This is a genomic window from Sorangium sp. So ce590 (assembly GCF_051521365.1).
GTDB lineage: Bacteria > Myxococcota_A > Polyangia > Polyangiales > Polyangiaceae > Sorangium.
Genome location: NZ_CP150346.1, coordinates 3691397 through 3710859, shown reverse-complemented (window position 1 = coordinate 3710859; position 19463 = coordinate 3691397). Strand labels below are relative to the sequence as shown.

General features: G+C 73.4%; 15 protein-coding genes. 4 read left to right on the top strand and 11 right to left on the bottom strand.

Going from position 1 to position 19463, the window contains the following annotated elements; genetic code table 11:
- Positions 1-19: 19 nt before the first annotated feature.
- Positions 20-4468: a sigma 54-interacting transcriptional regulator gene (locus WMF28_RS14115; RefSeq protein ID WP_437602729.1), complete on the top strand. Its 4449-nt coding sequence runs from the start codon at positions 20-22 to the stop codon at positions 4466-4468.
- 16 nt (positions 4469-4484) lie between these two features.
- Here the strand turns inward: WMF28_RS14115 and WMF28_RS14110 are convergent, their stop codons facing one another.
- The 7 genes from WMF28_RS14110 to WMF28_RS14080 all read right to left on the bottom strand — a co-directional run bounded on the left by WMF28_RS14110 (position 4485) and on the right by WMF28_RS14080 (position 12421).
- Positions 4485-5201 carry an SCO family protein gene (locus tag WMF28_RS14110; RefSeq protein ID WP_437602727.1) on the bottom strand — a complete coding sequence of 239 codons (717 nt, stop codon included), beginning with the start codon at positions 5199-5201 and terminating at the stop codon, positions 4485-4487.
- 61 nt (positions 5202-5262) lie between these two features.
- Positions 5263-6258 carry a heme o synthase gene (gene cyoE / locus WMF28_RS14105; protein ID WP_437604256.1) on the bottom strand — a complete coding sequence of 332 codons (996 nt, stop codon included), beginning with the start codon at positions 6256-6258 and terminating at the stop codon, positions 5263-5265.
- A gap of 385 nt (positions 6259-6643) precedes the next feature.
- The gene (locus WMF28_RS14100) at positions 6644-7525 is read right to left on the bottom strand and encodes a hypothetical protein (RefSeq protein WP_437602725.1); all 882 of its coding nucleotides are present in this window, start codon (positions 7523-7525) and stop codon (positions 6644-6646) included.
- Between the two features lie 164 nt (positions 7526-7689).
- Positions 7690-8928, bottom strand: coding sequence for a hypothetical protein (locus WMF28_RS14095; protein WP_437602724.1), 1239 nt, complete (start codon positions 8926-8928; stop codon positions 7690-7692).
- A gap of 19 nt (positions 8929-8947) precedes the next feature.
- Positions 8948-9451, bottom strand: a complete 504-nt coding sequence (locus WMF28_RS14090; RefSeq protein WP_129575366.1) for a T3SS (YopN, CesT) and YbjN peptide-binding chaperone 1 — start codon at positions 9449-9451, stop codon at positions 8948-8950.
- A 44-nt stretch (positions 9452-9495) separates the two neighbouring features.
- A complete protein-coding gene (locus WMF28_RS14085) occupies positions 9496-11247 on the bottom strand; it encodes a hypothetical protein (protein ID WP_437602723.1) in 1752 nt (583 codons plus the stop codon).
- A 328-nt stretch (positions 11248-11575) separates the two neighbouring features.
- Positions 11576-12421: an SDR family NAD(P)-dependent oxidoreductase gene (locus WMF28_RS14080; RefSeq protein WP_437491041.1), complete on the bottom strand. Its 846-nt coding sequence runs from the start codon at positions 12419-12421 to the stop codon at positions 11576-11578.
- A gap of 247 nt (positions 12422-12668) precedes the next feature.
- Here WMF28_RS14080 and WMF28_RS14075 point away from each other — a divergent pair, with 247 nt between their 5' ends.
- Positions 12669-13514, top strand: a complete 846-nt coding sequence (locus WMF28_RS14075) for a J domain-containing protein (RefSeq protein ID WP_437602722.1) — start codon at positions 12669-12671, stop codon at positions 13512-13514.
- 3 nt (positions 13515-13517) lie between these two features.
- Here WMF28_RS14075 and WMF28_RS14070 read toward each other — a convergent pair whose 3' ends face one another.
- From WMF28_RS14070 to WMF28_RS14055, 4 genes are all read right to left on the bottom strand, one after another.
- On the bottom strand, positions 13518-14252 hold the full coding sequence (locus tag WMF28_RS14070; RefSeq protein WP_437602721.1) for an OAM dimerization domain-containing protein: 735 nt from the start codon (positions 14250-14252) through the stop codon (positions 13518-13520).
- Between the two features lie 316 nt (positions 14253-14568).
- Entirely contained in the window at positions 14569-14820 is a 252-nt protein-coding gene (locus WMF28_RS14065) for a hypothetical protein (RefSeq protein WP_437602720.1), read from the bottom strand.
- Between the two features lie 1243 nt (positions 14821-16063).
- Positions 16064-17614 carry a lysine 5,6-aminomutase subunit alpha gene (locus WMF28_RS14060; RefSeq protein WP_437602719.1) on the bottom strand — a complete coding sequence of 517 codons (1551 nt, stop codon included), beginning with the start codon at positions 17612-17614 and terminating at the stop codon, positions 16064-16066.
- 34 nt (positions 17615-17648) lie between these two features.
- Positions 17649-17795 carry a hypothetical protein gene (locus WMF28_RS14055; RefSeq protein WP_437602718.1) on the bottom strand — a complete coding sequence of 49 codons (147 nt, stop codon included), beginning with the start codon at positions 17793-17795 and terminating at the stop codon, positions 17649-17651.
- On the opposite strand from WMF28_RS14055, the gene WMF28_RS14050 reads away from it, so the two are divergent.
- Positions 17794-18408, top strand: coding sequence for an FxsA family protein (locus WMF28_RS14050; protein WP_437602717.1), 615 nt, complete (start codon positions 17794-17796; stop codon positions 18406-18408). The two genes, WMF28_RS14055 and WMF28_RS14050, sit on opposite strands and share 2 nt — an antisense overlap.
- Before the next feature lie 528 nt (positions 18409-18936).
- Entirely contained in the window at positions 18937-19455 is a 519-nt protein-coding gene (locus WMF28_RS14045) for an NUDIX hydrolase (protein WP_437602715.1), read from the top strand.
- The last annotated feature ends 8 nt before the right edge of the window (positions 19456-19463 follow it).

Sequence of the window (19463 nt, the reverse complement as noted above, 5' to 3'; positions counted from 1 at the left end):
AATGAGCGAGCCGTCGACCGTGACACCTCGGTTGGCAGAGCGCTTCCGGCTGCTGGATGTCGCGGGGTCGGGCGGGTCGGCCGAGGTCTGGAGGGCCGTCGATCAGGAGCGCGGCGGCGTTGTGGCGCTCAAGATCGAGCGACGCGACCGCGGCGCGTCCGGGGAGGAGCGCGCGGCCGCGCTGCGGGCGCTCGCCCGCGAGGCGTTGCACGCGGCGCTCGCGCTCTCGCCGCGCCTGCCGGAGCTCGTCGATGTCGGGTGGCTGTCGGCGCGCGACGGCGTCGCGCGCGTCGAGGGCGCCCCCGGCGAGGAGCGGCGCGCGTTCGTGGCGATGCGCTGGATCGAGGGGCGCGCCGTCGCCGAGGCCGTACGCGAGCTGCCTCCGGGCGAGCGCGCGGCGCTGGCGCTCGCCGTCGCGCGCGACGCGGGCGAGGCGCTCGGCGACCTGCACGGCATCGGCCTGGCCCACGGGGATCTCAAGCCGGAGAACCTGATCCTGACGCCGGAGGGGCGGATCGGGATGATCGACCTGGGGCTCGCCTGCTCGATCCACGAGACCGCCGTGGAAGGGGCGACGCTCAGGTACCTCGCGCGCCGCGACGCGGAGCTCGGGGACGCGCGGGCGAGGGACCTGCTCGCGCTGGGGACGCTGCTCGCCGAGATCGCGCTCCCCGGCGTGGAGGCCGCGGACGATCCCATCGGGGCGGCGCGCGCCGCGGTGGCCGCGGGGAGCGCGGCCGGGCCCACGCTCGACGCGATCTGCAGGGCCCTCCTGTCGCCCTGCCCCGCCGCGCGGCCGTCCTCGGCGTGGGTCACCGAGTCGGCCCGCGCCGCGCTCGCCGGCGCGCAGCCGGCGCGCGATCCGAGCGCCGGGAGAGCGGCGCGGCGCGCGGACGACGATCCCGGGGCGCCGGGCGCGGCGCGCGATCGGCAAGACCGCGACGCGCGCCGCGTGCGCGCCGCCTACCTGCGCCTGCGGCGACACGAGCTCGAGACGGCGACCGGGGTGCGCGACGACGTGGCCTCCTGGCTCGCGGACGCGTTCGCGGTGGTCCAGCGGGCGCGCGCGCTCTCCGGCGCGGAGCCCGGCGCGGGCGACGGCGCGGCGCGCGCGGGCTCGCGGCAGGGCGAGGCGGCGTGGCTGGGGCGGCTCGGCCCGGACCGCGTCGCGCGGTGGCTCACCGCGCTCGTGGGGACGAGCGCCGCGGCGTGGCCGATGACGACCCTCGCGGCGGCGCCGGAGCGCGCGCTGGCGGACGCGCTCGTCGCCCTGGCGCGGCAGATCCCGCCGCGGGCCTGGACGTTCGCGGACGTCGAGGCGGCCGCGCAGGGGGGCGGCGCGCGACGGCGGGCGACCGCGGCGACGCGCGACCGCGGCGCCGCCAGCGAGGGCGCCGCCGCGGCGCAGGCCATGGGCGCGGCCGAGGCGGCGGAGCTGGCGCTCGCGATCGCGCGCGTGCCGCCGGATCCGCTCGCGATCGAGGCGATCGAGCAGCGCGACGACGCGCCCGCCAGCCTGGTCGTCGCCGCGGCGAACGCGCTCCGGCTGCACGGCGATCTCGGCCGCGCGCGGAGCCTGATGCTGCGCGCGTCCGTGCGGGACGCGACGGAGGCCGCGGCGCTCGCCGCGGAGGTCCTGCGGCGCGCCGGGGATCTCGTCCTCGCCGAGGAACGCGCCCGCGCCGCCATCGACGCCGGCGCAGACCCGGACGGGCGCGCGGCCGCGGTGCTCGCGCGCATCGCGATCGACGCGGGGACGCTGGGCGCGGCCGAGGCGCTCGCCGGGGAGGCGGTCACCGCGCCCCTCTGCGAGGTGCGCGCGCTGATCGCGGTGCTGCGCGGCGACGCCGCGCGGGCGCTGTCCGAGGTGGCGCGCGGCGAGGCGCTCGCGGGCTCCGTCGAGGAGCTCGCGCGGATGGCCGCGGTGCGCGGCTATGCGTGGCACGCGAGCGATCCGGAGCGCGCGCACGCGTCGTTCAGCGCCGCGGTCGACTACGCCGTCCGCGCCGGGGCCGTGGTCGAGGAGGCGACCTACCGGACCGGCGAGGCGGCGGCGGCGGTGGATCTCGGCGATCTCGACGGCGCGATCGCGACATCGACCCGCGCGGCGCTGCTCTGGGAGCACCTCGGCCGGCCAGCCCAGGGGGCGCGCGCGCTGCTCGCGTGCGCGGCCGCCTACGCCACCGCGGGCCTCGCGCACGAGACCCGCCAGATGGCCGAAGACGCCATCGCCCGGGCCCGCGACGCGGGCGACACGAAGGCGGAGGCCTACGCGCTCTGGGCGATCGCGGACGTGGCCGCCACGCGCGGGGACGGCGTTGCGAGCGCGGAGGCGGGCTCGCGGCTCGACGCGCGCGCGGCGGCGGAGCGCGCCGCGGCGCTCCTCGCCGGCGGCTCGGCGGACGACGCGCTCCGGGCGGCCGCGCGGCGCCTGCGCCACGGCGCGGGCGAGCTCGATGGCGCCCGCGTCGAGGAGCTCGACGAGCTCGCGAGCGGCCCGGATCTCGCCGCAGCTTCGCGGCTCGACTGGTGGGGGGCGCGCGCGGCGCGCGCCACGGACGACGTCGGCGACGCGCCCGCCGAGGACTACGGACAGGGCGGCGCGGCGCGCTCGGCGACCCACGGCGGCCGCAGCGACCGCGTCCTCGCCGCGCTCGCCTCGCTCTCGGGCGCCCGCGCGCCGATCGCGTCGCGCGGCCCGGCGCTCGCCGCGGCGCACGCGCTCGCGGTCCAGACCGGGCAGACGGACGTCGCGCACCGGGTGTTCGCGGCGCTCTCCGAGGCCGCGCGCGAGCTCTGCAGGCGCAACGCGGACGCGGGCTCGGCAGGCGCCTCCTCCGCCTCGCCGGGGCTCTCCGGCGCGGTCCGGTCGCTGCCGTGGGTCGCCCGCGCGCGGGCGCTGCCGGAGAGCGGCCTCGGCCCCGAGCAGGCGCGCGATCTGGAGGCGCTCGTCGGCGCGCTCGGCGAACGCGAGCGGCTCACGCCGCTGCTCGATCGGGTCGTCGACGCGCTCGTGCTGTGGACGGGGGTCGAGCGGGGGCTCCTGCTCCTGCGCGCCCCGAACGGGCGCCTCGTCCCGCGGGCCGCGCGCAATCTGGCGCGCTCCCGCCTCGGCGCGGAGCAGCTCGCGCTGTCCGAGACGCTCGCGCGCCGCGCCCTGGAGGCGCGCGAGCCGGTGGTCGCCGTCGACGCCGCGGGGGAGCTGCCGAGCGTGCACCGCAGCGTGCACGCGCTGAAGCTCCGGAGCGTGCTGGCCGTGCCGCTCATCGCGCGCGGCGAGGCGCTCGGCGTCGTCTACCTCGACGATCGCGTGCGCCGCGGCGCGTTCGGGGCGCAGGAGCTCCGGTGGGCGCGCACCATCGCGTCGGTCGCGGCGCTGGCGATCGCCGACGCGCGCGCGCAGGTGCAGCTGCGCCGCGCCGCTCGCCGCGCGGAGCGCGCGTCGTCGCGGCTCGCCGAGGAGCTCGCGCGCCGCGAGGCGGAGCTCGACGCGGCGGCGATCGAGCTCGCCAGGGCGCGTGGGGGCCGGGACACGCGCTACCGGTACGACGCCATCATCGGCGAGAGCGAGCCCGTGCACGCGATGCTGCGCCTCGTCGACCGCGTGACCGCGTCCGAGGTGCCGGTGCTCGTCTGCGGCGAGTCCGGCAGCGGCAAGGAGCTCGTGGCGCGGGCCATCCACCACAACGGCCCGCGCGCGGCGCACCCGTTCGTGAGCGAGAACTGCGGCGCGATCCCCGAGGGGCTGCTCGAGTCGGCGCTCTTCGGGCACGTGCGCGGCGCGTTCACGGGCGCGGATCGGCCGCGCGCCGGGCTCTTCGAGGTGGCGGACCGGGGGACGCTGTTCCTCGACGAGATCGGCGAGATGAGCTTCGCCATGCAGACGAAGCTGCTGCGCGTCCTCGAGGACGGCCTCGTGCGGCCGCTCGGCTCGGAGCGCACGCGCAAGGTCGACGTGCGCGTCATCGCCGCGACCCACCGCGATCTGGAGGCGCTCGTCCGCGCCCGCGCCTTCCGCGAGGATCTCTTCTACCGGCTGAACATCATCACGATCCGGGTGCCGCCGCTGCGCGAGCGCGCCACCGACGTGCCGCTCATCGTCCAGCACCTCGTCTCCAAGCACGGCCGCGGACCGGTCCGGGTCACGCGCGGGGCGATGGATCGGCTCTCGACCCACGGGTGGCCCGGCAACGTGCGCCAGCTGGAGAACGAGATCCGGCGGGCGATCGTGCTCTGCGATGGGACCATCGATCGGGAGCACCTGTCGCCCGAGATCGCGCAGGGCGGCGGCGCGGCGCCGCGCGAGCTCGGCCTCAACGTCCGCGGGAGGATCGACGCGCTGGAGACGGAGCTCGTGCGCGACGCGCTGGAGCGCACGCGCGGCAACCAGACGCAGGCGGCCAAGCTGCTCGGACTGTCGAGGTTCGGCCTGCAGAAGATGATCAAGCGGCTCGCGATCGAGGCGTGAGGCGAGCCCGAGCGCGTCACCGCTGCTTCACGAGGGCGCCGGCGTCGCGCAGGATCGCGGGGATCCCCTCGTCGTTCGCCTCGTAATAGCCGCGGATCACGCCCTCCTGGTCGACCAGCACCAGGCGCTCGCCATGGAAGATGCTGAAGATGCCAGGGCTCGACTCCGTCTTTCCCATCGCGATCTTGAAGCCCTTGAGGATCGTCGACTCTATCTGATCGAGAGGGCCTGTCAGGAACGTCCAGCGCTCGAGCGGGAGCTCCTGCGACGCCGCGTAGGCCGCGAGCACCTCCGGCGTGTCGTTCTCCGGGTCGACGGTGAACGTCACGAGGTGCAGCGCGTCACCGAGATCGCGCCCTCGCTGGTCGATTTCCTTCATGCGCTGCGTGAGCTTGGGACAGACGGTCGGGCAGGTCGTGAAGATGAAGTCGGCGATCCACACCCGGCCCCGGAGCTGCTCCAGGCCGAACCGCTGGCCCCGCTGATCCGTCAGCTCGAAGGCCGGCAGGGGGATGCGGATCGCGGGCGGCTCCGCGGCGTGGCCGCGGACCGCGCGGCCGACGAGGAAGGGCACGACGAGCCCGACCAGCGCGACGAGCGCGATCCAGAAGAGCGGCCTGCCGATGAGCGCCCCGCGCCGAGGCCCCGGCGCGGGGCCGCGGCCTTCCGGAAGCAGCTCGTCGGTCGGTTCCGCGGTCGGAGGAGCGCCGTTCGCCGGGCGCGTCGGCTCCATTGAAACCATCCGAGGACGCTTAAGGGCCGCTCCCTGGCGCGTCAAGGCGGCGGGGCGCCGCTCAGGCGCCGATCATCAGCGCGGCGAAGAGGAGCACCAGATACACCATCGAGGCGAAGAAGACCCGTCGTGCCCAGGGGGCGCCGGTGCCCGGCCGGAGGCCGCTGACGCCGAGCCCGAAGAAGGCACCGCCGAGCAGGACCGCGGCGCCGAGGTAGACGGGGCCCGCCACGCCGAGCGGGAAGAGGAGCACCGAGGCCAGCACGAGCAGCGCGAGATAGCCGACGATGTGGAGCCGCGTTGTGCGATCTCCCTTCTCCAGGGGCAGCACCTTGAGCCCTGCGCGCCGGTACTCGTCCTGACGGAAGAGCGCGATCGCCAGGAAATGCGGGATCTGCCAGAGAAACATGACCGCGAAGAGCATGAAGCCGGGCGCATCGATCTGCCCGGTGACGCTCGTCCACCCGAGCAGCGGCGGGATGGCGCCGGGGATCGCCCCGATCGGCAGCGAGAGCGTCGTCCTGCGCTTGAGCGGGGTGTAGACGAGCACGTAGCTGAGCAGCGCCAGCGCGGCGAGCGCGCCCGTGACGGCGTTCACCCCGAGGAACAGCAGCAGAAGCGACGTGGCCGAGAGCGCGATCCCGAACCAGAGCGCCACCTCCGGCGCGAGCCGCCGCGCCGGCAAGGGGCGGCTCCGCGTCCGATCCATCAGCCGATCGGTGTCGCGCTCGATGTACATGTTGAGCACATTGGCGCCCGACACGACGAGGACCGTCCCGAGCAGCGCCAGCGCGAGCTGGGTCACAGGCACGGCCGCGCCGTCGACCGCCTGTCCGCCCAGCCCGACGCCGAGGTAGCGGCTCGCCACCCACATGCCGCCGAGCATCGTGGCGGCCACCATCCTCGTGATGCGCGGCTTGGTGAGGCTCACGAGATCGGCCGCTACCTGGAGCAGCGGGCGCGCGCTCGTGGGAAGCGCGCAATCGTCGCCTCCAGAAGGCTCGGCCTGGCGGATGTAAGGGACCGGGGCCCGCTCCGTGGCCTGCTCGGCGCTCATGGTCACGCGCGCACCTCGCCGCCGTGACCGGCGCTCGCGCCGCGCGCCCGCGCGACATCTCCAGAGACCCCTGTAGGCGGGATAGCCAGGCCGGAAAACGACGTCATCGCCTGAGCGCGGGTGGCGGGGGAGAACAGCATCTGGGCCGGGACACTAGCGCGCGCAACGCGGCTCGGGGAGTCGAGTTCGTCCGTTGTCGCCGCTTCCCTTTAGGGCACGAGTCGCCGTGCGGCAACCGTCGCGGCGCGCCCGTCCGCCTTCTTCTTCACGTCGAGCGAGCTTCTTCGCGTCGAGCGCGGCAGGGAGGGTCGTTCCTCCGCGCTGCTCGCCGCCGGCCGAGCGGCCCCGGGCGCGCCGCCGCCTGCGGCTGGCGCCGCCAGGGACCTCACCAAAGGCCCTTGAGCTCGTCCTTGTTTTCCGCCGGCTCAGGCTCGGTGCCGGCGTACGTGAACGTGACCTGGGCGGGCTCGTCGTCCGCGACCGTGACATCGGCCGTCTTCAGCCCATAGTGGGAGTGCCACGCCTCGAGCTTGTACTTGCCGGCAGGGACCTTCTCGATCGTGAAGGAGCCGTCATCGCCGCTCACGGCAAAGAACGGGTGATCCGTCACCACGACAAAGCCGCGCATCCACGGGTGGATGTCGCAGGTGAGCTTGATGATGCCGTCGTTCCACGTCTTCGTGAGCGGATCGGCGCCCCTCGGCTGCGCCTGGTTGAACAGCGTCTCAGAGCCCTTGTAGGAGTGCACGTTGTGCAGCGTCCGGTCGCTGTTCTTGATGTCGACCTGCTGCCCGGAGACCACGCCCTGGACGCGCGGCTCATACATGCAGTCCTTCTGGTCGATCACGGCGTGGGCATCGGGCGCCTTCCAGCTGCCCTGCACGCCCCCGACCGTGATGCGGACGAAGGTGTCCTTGAGCTTGCCGTCGTTGACGACGACGGCGTTGTACACGACGTCCTTGTCCTGGCAGATCGGGGCGTCCTTGCGCGCGGCCGGGACCTTCATCTCGACCGGCTTGCCGGTGAGCTTGACGACCCCCTTGATCGTCCCCTTGCCCTCGGGCGCGGCCGCCTGTCCCGTCGTCTTCGGCGCATCAGCCGCCTGCGGCGCCGCGCTGGGCTTCTCGGCCGAGGCCGCCGGCGCGACGGCCGTGGACGTCGCCGCCGTGCCGCCGGCGGGCCTCGCGGGCTCCTCGGGGCACCCGGCGCCGAGCGTCAGCGCGGCGAGCGCGAGAGCGGACAGCGAGACGAGATCGCGACGATGCATGAGGACTCTCCCGTGCCCCGCGGCGCGCCTCGCGAGCCTGGGTCGCGCCCCGCCGGGTCCGGTGAAGGAGAGACCGGCGGGACCGGATGGCTCCCGCACCGCGCCCCGGCGGCGAGCAGCAGGTGGAACGCTGCGCGCGGATCGTCCGCGCGGCGAGGGCGTGCTTAACGAGTGTCGTCGCTCGCGTCAACCTGACGCGCCCCCGGTGATGTCCGGTTTTCCGGCGCCCGGGAGGCGCTCGCGGCGCCCTCGCGCTCGGTCGCGAGCACGGCCGCCCAGAAGCCGCGCTCGTCGCGCGCGGCGAGCGCGACGCAGAGGGCGGCGATCACCAGCGACAGCGCGTTGAGCGGCACCTCCGGGGCGCTGCGCGCGACGAGCAGCAGCGCGAGCGCGCCGCCCAGGACCGGCAGCCGCGGCGGCGCGATGAGCGCGAGCGCGACGACCACCACCGAGAGCGCGGCGGCGAACAGCTGCATCGAGAGCGGCACGACCGGAGCGGGGCGCGTGAGCAGCCGGTCGAGCGCGCGGCGGATGAGCGCCTCGAGCATCGACGCGTCGTCGGCGGCGCCCGCGAGCGCCGCGCGGGTGACGAGCAGCGACGAGGCGAGCGCCGCGAGCGAGAGCGGGCTGACGAGGCGCGGCCGCGGCTGCTCGGCGTCGCGCGGTCGCGCCTCGCGGCGCGCGCCGAGCGCGACCGTCGCCACGAGGACGGCCAGCGCGTCGAGCGCGAACGCGGCCGTCGCCACGGAGCTCGTCGCGCTGGCGAGCGCCTTCGAGCCGCGGTCGTTCGCCACGACGGCGAGGAGGACGCCGGTGAGCCGCACGAGCGCGGAGGCGCCGACGAGCCCGAGCGCCGCCGCGACCGGCCGCATGAACGGGACGCGGAGCGCCTCCCAGGCGCTGCCGAGCGCGAGGATCGCCGCGCTCACGCCGATCAGCGCGGCGAAGAGGTCGGGCACGCGCCCCGCGGTCGCGTGCAGGACGACGAGGATGACGAAGCTGCCCGCGACGATCGCCGCGATCCTCAGCGCGTACGGGACGCGGCTCCGCACGACCGCGCCGATCAGCGCCATCGCGACCACGATCGCGCCGATCGCGAAGAGCTGCGACGCGCCGGCGCCGGCGAGCTCGACCGCGTGCGCGGCGCGCTCGATGCCCACCGCCAGGCCGACCATCGCGGGCGCGAGCATGCGGCCGAGGAGCATCGCGAGCAGGGCGAGCACGGCGAGCGGCCGGATCAGCCGGAGCACGGGCAGGCCGGCGAGCGGCGGGCGCTCGGCGGCGGACGACCGCCGTTCGGCGGGCGGAGCGTCGCCGCCGTCCTCGCGACGGGGCGAGCCGGCGGCGTCCGGTGCGGCGGAGGGAGGAGGGGCTTCGGGGGGAAGATCGATGTTGAGGAGCATGAAGAAGAGCGCCCGTCGCTCAGCCCTTGTCCCAGGCGCGGGGGGCGTCGAGATCGGTGAAGACCGCAGCGGTCGCCGAGGCGTCGATCAGGTCCTGCATCCGCTGACCGCCGGCCTCCTCGACGATGCGGTCGTCGTACTCATCGGCGAGCACCGACAGGTCCCGGAGGGCGACAAGGATCTCGTCGGCGTCGAGCGTCTCGCCGCCGAGGAGCGTGTGAACGATGACCACACACGAACCCTGCGCGACGTAGCCGAAGGCGCCGAAGCGGATGCGCGCGTTCAGGCGGAGCAGCTTCATCGCGAGATCCGGCGTCATCTCGACGCCGCGGGCGAGCTGCGCGACGAGGCGCACGAGCGCGCGATCCGGCGCCCAGGGCAGGACATGAAGGTACACGTACGCGGTCCCCTGGCGGACGACGTAGAACTGCGGCTCGATCCGGGTGAACGCCGGGGAATCCGCGAGCGCCGCCTCGATGCGCGCGATGGTCACTTGAACGGCCGCGTCGGAATCCTTCGACATGCCGCCGAGAATACATCGCCGCGGTCCCTGTGCAGAGCCGGGACCTAACGCCGGAGCGGGAGCAGCGGTCCAGGCGGCGCCCGCATCTGCTCGTCGCCCGGGACGGGCCGCGGCGCCCTGCGCACCGGCGCCGGCTCGACCGGGGCGGCATCGGACGGCGCCTTCAGCAGGAAGGGCCGCGCGTTGCGGGTGGAGCACGCGTCGTACGGATCCCGGTGGAACTCCCAGTGCAGGTACACGTTGCCGTCGGGCGAGACGATCGCGTCCGGCGCCTTTCCGAACGGTGACGCGCGGTGCACCGAGTTGAGCGCGACCATGTCGAACGCCGTCATCCCGCTCGGCCTCGTGACCCCGAGGCGCACGATGCTGCCGCTGTCCTTGTTCAGCACGATCTCCAGGTGCGTCACCCGGTTCTGGTTGAACGCGTGCCCCGAGTGCAGGCTCTCGAGCGACGCCAGGAACTCCTCCGCGAAGATCGGGTGGAGCCGGTTGTGGATCATGTTGATGTACGTCGCGAACGGCACCCGCGCGGCGTTGAGGGACGTCTGGTTGCCAGGCTTGACCGAGGGGTCGTAGTTCTCGATCGCGGCGCGCCACTTCTTCCACTTGTCCGTCGTCTCCCACGAGCCCCGGTGCGCGCTCTTGCGGGACGCGCCGTCCGAAGCCCGTTCCGCCCTGAGCTTCTCGTTGCCCACGGCCGCCTGCACGCCGGCCATGTTCAGGTTGAGGTTGGGCCCGCCGGGGAGCCCTGGAGCGCCGAGGCCGATCGAGCCGACGCGGACCGGGCTCTGGTAGGGCTGCGGCGTCGCCTTCTTTCCGGCGACGCGGCTCTTGCCGTCGCCGCCCGGGTTCGCCGGGTTGAGGGTGTAGCCCGCGCGCGGGTTGTCGACGACCTCGGGCGACGCCGGCCCGGAGCCGCCCGCGGCGCCCTTCTCCGGCGCCGGCACGCCGGGGGGCGCCTGCGCCACGCGACCGCCGCCGCTCGCGCCCGGGACGCTCGCGGGCGGCGCCGCTCGAGAGGCCTGCGCTGCCTGCGCCGGGGACGCCGGGCTGTGGTGCTCCGCGCTCTCGCTGTCGGGGTTCTTCTCGCCGGGCGCGTTCTTCTCGTTGCCGGCGCGCTCCTCGCTGTGGCCGCTGTGATCGTGGTCGCTGTCGCCGACCGTGTCCTTCGGCCCCCTCGGGCCGGTCGGGCTCCCGGGCGTCGGCGTGGGATCGTCCTGATCCTTCGAGCGGATCTGCGCCATGGTCTCCTCGGCGACCTTGTTGGCGTCGTCCGCGATCCGGTCCGCCTCGGGGTTGTCCTCCTGGTCCTTCTCGACGTGCTGGCGGACGGCGATCCGCCGATCCGCCGGCGGCAGCGGCGGCGGCGGCACCGGCTGGACCGGCACGACCTTGGCCACCTCTTCCTTGGGCGGCTCCGGCTTCGGCGGCGCGGGCGGAGGCGCCTTCGCCTGGCGCGGCGGCTCGGGCTTCGGCGGCTTCTTCTTCTCCGCCTTGGCCGGCTCGGGCTCCTGCTGCGGATCGGTCGGCGCGTCCTTGTCCGGGTCGCCGTCCGGCGATCGCTCCGGCGGCGCAAGCGGGGCGGGAGGCGGCGTCGTCGCCATGCCGTCGGTCAGCACCTCGAACGTCGTATCGCCCGGACGGAGGCCCTCCCGCACCGCGTGGACCATCCGGCGGAGCTGCGCCCGATCCTCGATGACCTGCGCCACCTCGACCGCGCCCCCGCCGCCCGCCATGTGCGCCACGATCGCCGCGCAGATCCACAGGGCGAGCGGGATGTGGGCGTCGCGCGACATGGTGCTCAGCGCCTCCGCGCTGCAGAGGCCGTACCGCGCGAGGAGGCGCAGCCGGAACAGCAGCGAACGACGGTCACCGGTGGCACCTCCAGACTCCGCGTGAACGACCTGCTCGAACAGTACGTCGATGCGCCAATCGCACCCCGAAAGCGCCTCGAACCTAGCATCCGGGGATCAGCGCAGCAACGGTCGCCGCGCGCCGAGCCCTCGCTTCTGCCGCGTCCGCCGCGCGCCACGTGAAGCGCGCGGCCCGCTGGGAGCAGCCCTGGGCGGCGCGCTCGAGGCGGCGCCGCCGGCCGTCGACGCGGCGCCCTCGCCGGCGCTGCGATCAGAGCTTGTTGATCGCGTCCCAGTGATCGGCGATCTCCTGCGCCGTCCAGACAGCGCCCTCGTCCTTGAACTTTCCGGGGCTCTGAACGACCTTGTAAATGTACATCTGCGCACCGGCGACGGCGAGGACGTTGCCCGTCCGGTCGGCGCACAGGTTGGAGGCGAGGAACAGCGCCGCGGGCGCGACGTGCGCCGGCGTGAGGGTGTCGCCGGCCGACTGGAACATGGGCAGATCCTCGGTCATGCGGGTCTTGGCGATGGGCGCGACCGCATTGACGGTGATCCGCTGCTTCTGCAGCTCGATCGCGGCGGTGCGGGTGAGCCCGTAGATGCCGGCCTTGGCAGCCGCGTAGTTGGCCTGTCCGAAGTTGCCGAGCATCCCCGAGACGCTCGTGGTGTTGACGATCCGCCCTCCCTCGCCCTGCGCGACCATCTGCTTCGCGGCGGCCTGCGTGCACAGGAACGTCCCCTTCAGGTGAACGGTGATGACGGCGTCCCACATCCCCTCATCCATCTTGAGGAGCGTCTTGTCGCGGAGGATCCCCGCGTTGTTCACAAGGATGTCGACCCTGCCGAACGCGTCGACGGCGGTCTTCACGATCCTCGCCGCGCCCTCGGGGGTCGCCACGTTGTCGAAGCTCGGCGCGGCCTGCCCGCCCGCGGCCCGGATCTCCTCGGTGACCTGCGCCGCCAAGGCGTCGCTCGAGCCCGATCCGTCGCGCGCGCCGCCGAGGTCGTTGACGACGACCTTCGCGCCCTCCCGGGCGAAGAGCAGCGCTTCCTCGCGGCCGATCCCGCCGCCGGCTCCCGTGATGATCGCGACCTTTCCGTCGAGCAAGCCCATCGCAGATTCCTCCTGATCCGCGCGCCGGCGCGCCGCGCCGGGCCGTTTTCGGGCGGAGCTTCGCACAGCGGGCCGCGATCCGGGCGCACATTCGTGCGTGCCAGGGGGCGCGCGCTCGTCTGCCTGCCTGCCTGCCCGCCTGCCCGCGCGCGCCCTTCCGGCCGCGTCCGCGCGCGCTCGCCGCCTGCCCGCGCGCGGGCGCGGCTTCTTTGCCCGATCGCGCGCGGCGATGATAACGCCGCATTCGATGCAACTGCCCAGCCGCCTTTCCACGTCGACCCTGGGAGACCTGCTCGGCGCGCTGCACCGCGAGAGGACCACCGGGCTCCTGGAGCTCTGCGAGCTCAGGACGCCGAGCGGCTCCACGGTGCCCGGTCGCCAGCACCGGATCCAGCTCTTCTCCGGCCTGGTGACGGCCGTCGAGACGCCGCTCCGGGTGCCCCGCCTCGGCGAGATCCTCGCGCGGGAGGGCTCGGCGCCCGAGCCGTCGATCCAGCGGCTCGCCGCGCTCGTCGCCGCGCACCGGGGGCGCCGGACCGGCGAGGTGCTCGTGGCCGCGGGGCTCATCCCGGAGAGCGCGGTCGAGCGCGCGCTCCAGATCCAGCTCCGCGCCCGCCTCGAGGCGCTCTTCGCCATCGAGGAGGCGACCATCTGCTTTCACACGGCGAGGCCGCTCGCCGGGGCGCTCCGACAGACCGGCCCGCTCGCGCCGAGCGATTTCCTCCACGGCCGCCCGCGCGCGCGCGACCGTCACCGGCGCGTCGCGGGCGGCGCGCGCGGCGGGCCGTCGAGCGCGCCCCCGCGCGGCGCGCCGTCGAGCGCGCCCCCGCGCGGCGCACCGTCGAGCGCGCCCCCGCGCGGCGCGCCGTCGAGCGCGTCCCCGCGCGCCGTCCGGCTGGACGAGCCGCGCCGCCGGGCGCTCGAGGTGCTCGGTCTGCGCGAGGGCGCGACCGAGGCCGAGATCCGCCGCACCTTCCGCCGCCTGGCCGCGGTCCTGCACCCCGACCGCGGCGCCGCGCAGCCCGGCGAGCGCGCCCAGCGCACCGCGCAGTTCGCCGAGCTCTCGGCCGCCTACCACCTGCTCGTCGCCTGATCGCTAGACCCTGCCCACCAGGCGCTCGACAAGGAACGACGCCACGGTGATCGGCTTCGTGCCGGGGCCGAAGCCGGCGTCGAAGCCGAGCTCGACGGCGAGGTTGTTGTCGATGCGCGGACCGCCGAGGAGCAGGATCACCTTGTCCCGGAAGCCCTGGCGCGCCGCCAGCTCGACGAGCGCCGCCGCGTTCTCCTTGTGGCAGTTCCGCTGCGTGATCACCTGCGACACGAGGATGGCGTCGGCGCCGAGCGCCTTGGCCTTCTCGCAGAGCTCGGCGTTCTCGACCTGCGCGCCGAGGTTGTGGGCGTCGAAGCACTTGAAGCTCTCGAGGCCCTTCTCTCCGGCAAAGCCCTTGTAGTTCAGGATCGCGTCGATACCCACGGTGTGCGCGTCGCTGCCGGTGCAGGCGCCCACGACGACGATCTTGCGGCCGAGCTTCTTCGCCTGCTCCTCGATCTGGTCGCGCGTGAGCGGCTGGGCCGCGAGCTCCTCCACCTCGATGTCCGAGGTGTCGACACCGTGCTGGGAGTGGCCGTAGACGACGAAATAGGTGTGCTCCCGGCTGACCTGCTCCATGGCCGTGACCAGCGGATCGCGCAGGCCGTGCGCCTCGGCGAAGCGCTTCGCCGCCTCGCGCGCCCGGTCGCCCGGCAGGATGCGCAGGGTGAACGACATCTGGACCATCCCGTCGCCCTCGCGATCGCCATACGCACGCAGGATGTTTCGCTGTGTCATGGAGCCCATGGTGTACATCACTCCGCGGCGGTCCGGTACTGCGCCTCGCCGCCGGCAGGCGGGACTCGCGTGTTTGTCCTGGCAACCGCGCGGGAGCTCGTCCGCGGCGCCGCGGCCGATAGGTCATCGGCGATCCGAAGCGCCACCGTATTCCAGGGCTCTCCTGACGAAATCAGGCATTTCCGCCCAGCTGATGCGCGTGATCACTCGAGCTTCCGTCGCGTCGTCTTTGAAGCTCCACCGGCCGAAGACGGAGGCGCTCAGGCTCATCCCCGCCGGGAGGAGAACGCTCCCGGCGCCGCCACACACCGCATCGTCATTCTTCGGGCTCCGGCAGGCAGCAGACGGTGATCGGGTGCGGTGCCCCGCCGAACGGCGTGCAGTCTGGCAACTCGCTCACTTCCCATTCCGCGCTGAGGCTGCCGAGCGCCGGCCCGGGCTCGACGTGCAAGCAGGCGTCCCCCTCGCCGCCGGCCACCTCCGCGGTCCCGATGAGCGCGCTGTCGCTGCACGCGCGGTCCGCATAGGCGCTCACCCGCACCTCGCACCGGCCCGGTGTCGTGGTCACGCAGCTGCACGGCTCGCAGTTTCGAGGGTCGGACAAATCGCGTTCATAGAAGAGGAACCTCTCCGAGAACTGCGGTGGATCGCCCGGTGAGGCAGGCGCCTCGCAGTCCCGGACACCTGGGACTAGCGCGATAGTGCAGTAGCGCCACTCCGGGGGCACATGGGCCTCCTGCTGGTTCACCATGCACGAATCAACGAAGCTCGGGCAGTAGCACTACTGCGGGAAGTTGCCCCGGATCGGCAGAAAAACCGCCATGGCGCCAAGGTCGCCAAGGAGAGAGAGGACGTGCCGTCCCGGCGTTTTCCCCTCTCATTTCCCTGGTTTCTTGGCGCCCTTGGCGCCTTGGCGGTTCGCTTCCGTGTCCGACTTCCCGCAGTGGTGGTAGTTATCGATCACGCTGCCGGCACACGCGACCGCGACCTGGGAAGGCCCCTCCGGGACCGGGGGTGCATCGAAAACGCTGGGCTCGCAGGACGACTCGCTCACCGGCCCGATCCAGATCGATCCTACCCGCGATGACGGCACGGTGCCCGGCGAGATGCAGCGTCCATCCCAGCCGGAAGGCGGATTGAACGGCGTGTTCGTCGCCTCCGGCGGCGCACCTCACACTACGTGTGAGGCTCCATGCGGTCAAGCCGCCTTGGCCTGGTAGAGAACGAGGAAAACAGCTCAACTGTCAGGCAATTCTGGTGGTTCGTCCGGAATGCTCCGCCTCCTCTTGCACGGCATCACGGCATGGCGCCGAGCTCCCTCGCGCGCCGGCGGATCACGAAGCTCACCGCCGCGGTCGGGCACATCGCCTGCGGCCCGCTGCAACGCTTGATGCAAGCGTTGCAGCGGGCGACTCGGGGGCCGAGTCGGCTATTTCAAGGCGTGAGACGGCCGACTCGGTGGGCCAGCGGGGCAGATCAAGCCTTGAAAGCGCCGGCCGGGCGGCCGAGTTGGCCATTTCAAGCCTTGAAAGCGCCGGCTGGGCGGCCGAGTTGGCCATTTCAAGCCTTGAAGCGGGCGCCAGGGCGCCAGAGAGGGCGATTTCAAGGCGAACGAGGGCTCACCGCCGCGCTGGCAGCCTGCCGCCGCGGCCGCCGGGCGAGCACGACTGCGGCAAGTCGGGCTGCCTGATCCTCCGGGGGTTGCCCCCTCCTGCCTGGCCTCCTGCCCGATTTTCCGGGGGTCGGCCCCCGTCCGGCCGGGCATCGTACCCGATCGCGCGGGGTCGCACGCCGGCCCTCCGGGCCATGGACTACGACGACGATCGCTCCAGCACCTCGAGGATCGGATTCAGGTAGTCCGGGTGCCGGGCCACGACCCCCGAGTACCCCTTCCCTCCGGTGCGCGTGCGCTTGACGTCGCCGAACGCGCCGCGCCCGATCGCGTCCCAGAGGGTCTCCCGCTCGACCTCGCGCAGGAGCGCGTGCGCCTTGTCGAGGACCTCGCGGGCGCGCGACTCGACGATGCCGCCCGGCTTCCACTGGATCTCGTCGCCGAGGTGCCGCGCCGCCGTGAAGATGTAACGGGCGCTCTTCAGCGAGAGATACCGGTCCATGAGGAGCGGCGTGTGGACGGCCTCGCTGAACATCCCGAGCAGCGCGATCGACTGGCCGGTCGTGATCCCGACCAGGTTGAACATGGCGTCATGGACGTGGCTGTGGAAGATGTCGCCTGTCTTGAATTTCGTGGGCGGCATCCACTTGATCGGGTGCCGATCGAAGATCTGCCGGACGAGCTGGGCCTGGGCGAGCTCGAAGAGGAGGCTGTCCTCGAGCCAGGGGTTGATCTCGAAGGCGTGGCCGAGGCCCATCAGCTCCTCACGGAGGCCCGCGCGCCGGGCGAACGCCTCGTTGATGAACTGCGACGCGAGCACCGTATGGGCCTTCTCGACGGCGTCGGCGGTCGTGAGGTAGTTGTCCTCTCCCGTGTTGATGACGATGCCGCTCCGCGCGATGATCCTGCGGGAGAAGTACTGATCGATGAACGTCCGCTGCATGTTGATGTCGCGGAACAAGATCCCGTACATCGCGTCGTTGAGCAGCATGTCGAGCCGCTCGACCGCCGCCATCCAGGCGATCTCGCTCATGCACAGGCCGGACGAGTAGTTCGTCTGCGCGAGGTAGGTGCCGGTGTCGCGGGTCGCCTCGTCGGCGGCGCGGCGGATGATCCTGAAGTTCTCCTGGGTCGCGTACGTGCCGCCGTACCCCTCGGTGGTCGGCCCCTCCGGGACGTAGTCGAGGAGCGACTGGGCGGTCGCGCGGATCACGGCGACGATGTCGGCGCCGGCGAAGCCGGCGGCCTTGGCCTGGACGGCGTCGTCGTAGATGTTGCCGGTCGCGACGATGACGTACTTGAGCGGCGCCGTGCCGACCCGGTGCGCCGCCTTGTTGGCCTCGCGCTCGTCGCGGGCGCTGTCGATCCGGGCGATCGCCTCCCGCGTCGCCGCCTCGATCGCGCCGCGCGCCTCGGCCACGGACGGGCCCGGGCCGAAGTCGACCGCCTCGCTGAACGCCAGCATCTCGGCGGCCTCCTGCACCGAGGCGGCGCCCTCGCAGAGCGCCCGGCCGAGGTGGTACGCGACCCCGCGGCCGACCTGCCCCGCCTTGTGGATGCGATCGACGAGCGCGTTGGCGAGCGGCGTCCCCTCCGCGTCGGCGCCGACCACGCCGTAGGCGCGGGCCACGGTGCGCTCGACGCCGACCGTTGTGTGGCGGTCGATGAAGCGCTGCACCTCGTCGGCGATGTCGGCGGCAAACGCGCGGCACGCCTCCACTTTTTCCTGCTCCACGGGGACAGTCGTCATGGATTTCTCCGGGGCAGGCGGTCTTAGCGCACTCTCACCGCGGCCGGTACTCCGGCGCGGGATCCGCGGCGGAGCAGCCGGCCGCGGCCGGCCGGCGGCGGCGCACGGCGGCACGCGGCAGCGCGCGGCGCGCGGTCCTGCACGTGCGCGGCGCGACGGGCGGCGCTAGACGAGGGGTCATGGGCAAGCTCATCCTGCTCTTCACGGCGGTCCCGATCCTGGAGTTCTGGCTGCTCCTGTCGATCGGCGACGTCATCGGCTTCTGGCCGACCGTGGCGCTCGCGCTCGGAACGGCGATCCTCGGGGTCGCGCTCGCGAAGCACGAGGGGCTCAAGGTGCTCGCTTCCTGGCGGGGCGCGATGGCCGAGGGCCGCGTCCCGGACGAGGGGCTCGCCGGAGGCCTGCTCGTGCTCCTCGGCGCGGCGCTGCTCGTCACGCCGGGGGTGCTGACCGATGTGGCCGGGCTCCTGCTCCTGGTCCCGCCCGTGCGCCGCCGGCTCGCCGCGGCCGTGCGCGAGCGGTTCGAGCGGCGGGTGGCCGCGGCGAGCGCCGCGGCCGCGGCGAGCGCCGCCGGCCTCGGCGGGGGCGGCCCGGGCAACGGGGCGTTCTTCACCATGAGGGTCATCGACTTCGGCGGCGGGCCGTTCGGCGGGCGCACCGCGCAGCGCCCCGGCGCGCCCCGCGAGCGACCGGCGTGGCCGGCGTCAGGCCCGGTCATCGACGTCGAGGCGGAGGTGACCGAGGACGACGAGCGCGGCGGGCCAGCGCAGCAGACGCGGCGACTGCCCCCCTGACATCCCGGTGACATCTGTGTTTCGGCGAGCCCATGCGCGCTCGCCCGCGCCCTCCGGGCACCGACGACTCTCGCGCTCGACGCCAGAACACCCGCGTGAGGGGCCGGCGAAACACGCAAGCAACAACGCAAGCAACAACGCAAGCAACAACGCAAACAACAACGCAAACAACAACGCGAGAGGACGATTCACGCGCGGGCTGCGTGAATGAAACGATAAAGAAACAAAGGATATTATAGACTTCTGAACGTCGTCGGCGTGGTCCGACATCTCAGGAGAGACGAGATGAAGATCTGAACCCGCACAACGTGACGCGACAACGCACAAGCAACCAACGCAGCAACCCCCTATGCTAGATCCAACTCGACACGCGATCCCATCGAACGAACCGCGCCGCTCGGATAGCGGCACGAAGAACGGCTCTGGTACGACGTCCAGCCCTGAACAGCACCGCCGCGCTCGCCTGCGCGCGCCTCGCGCGGCGATGAGCCAGCGGTCGCACGGCGCGCCCTCGCGGAGGGTGCCGCGATGAGGCTCATCCGGACCATGGCCGGCTGGCTGCTCGGGCACATCGATCCAAGGGAGCCGCTCGGCAGCTCGCTCATCAACGCCATCTCCCGGCTCCCCATCCACCTCGCCGCGGACGCCGTGTGCCTCCGAAGGAACGCGGACTCTGGCGCGCTCGAGGTGCTCTTGACCCGGCGAGGAGCGTCGGAGTCGGGCCCCGGACAGTGGTGCTGCCCCGGGAGCGTCCTGTCGCCGGGCGAGCAGCCCGAGCACGTCCTCCATCGGGTCGGGATGACGATCTCCGACTTCACGTTCGTCGGCGACTACTTCTCGGCCGCCGCGCGCGGCTGGATGCTCTCCCGGGTCCACCAGGCGAAGCTCGCCGAGGTCCCGGCCACCGGCGCCTGGTGGCCCGTCGAGCAGCTGCCGAACGACATGGTGCCCAAGCATCGGGAGCAGGTCATCCCGATGGCGATCGAGGCCTTCCACGCCCAGCGCGCGAGGCTCGCGCAGAAGGCCGCCCCCGCCCCGCTGACGTGAGCAGCGCG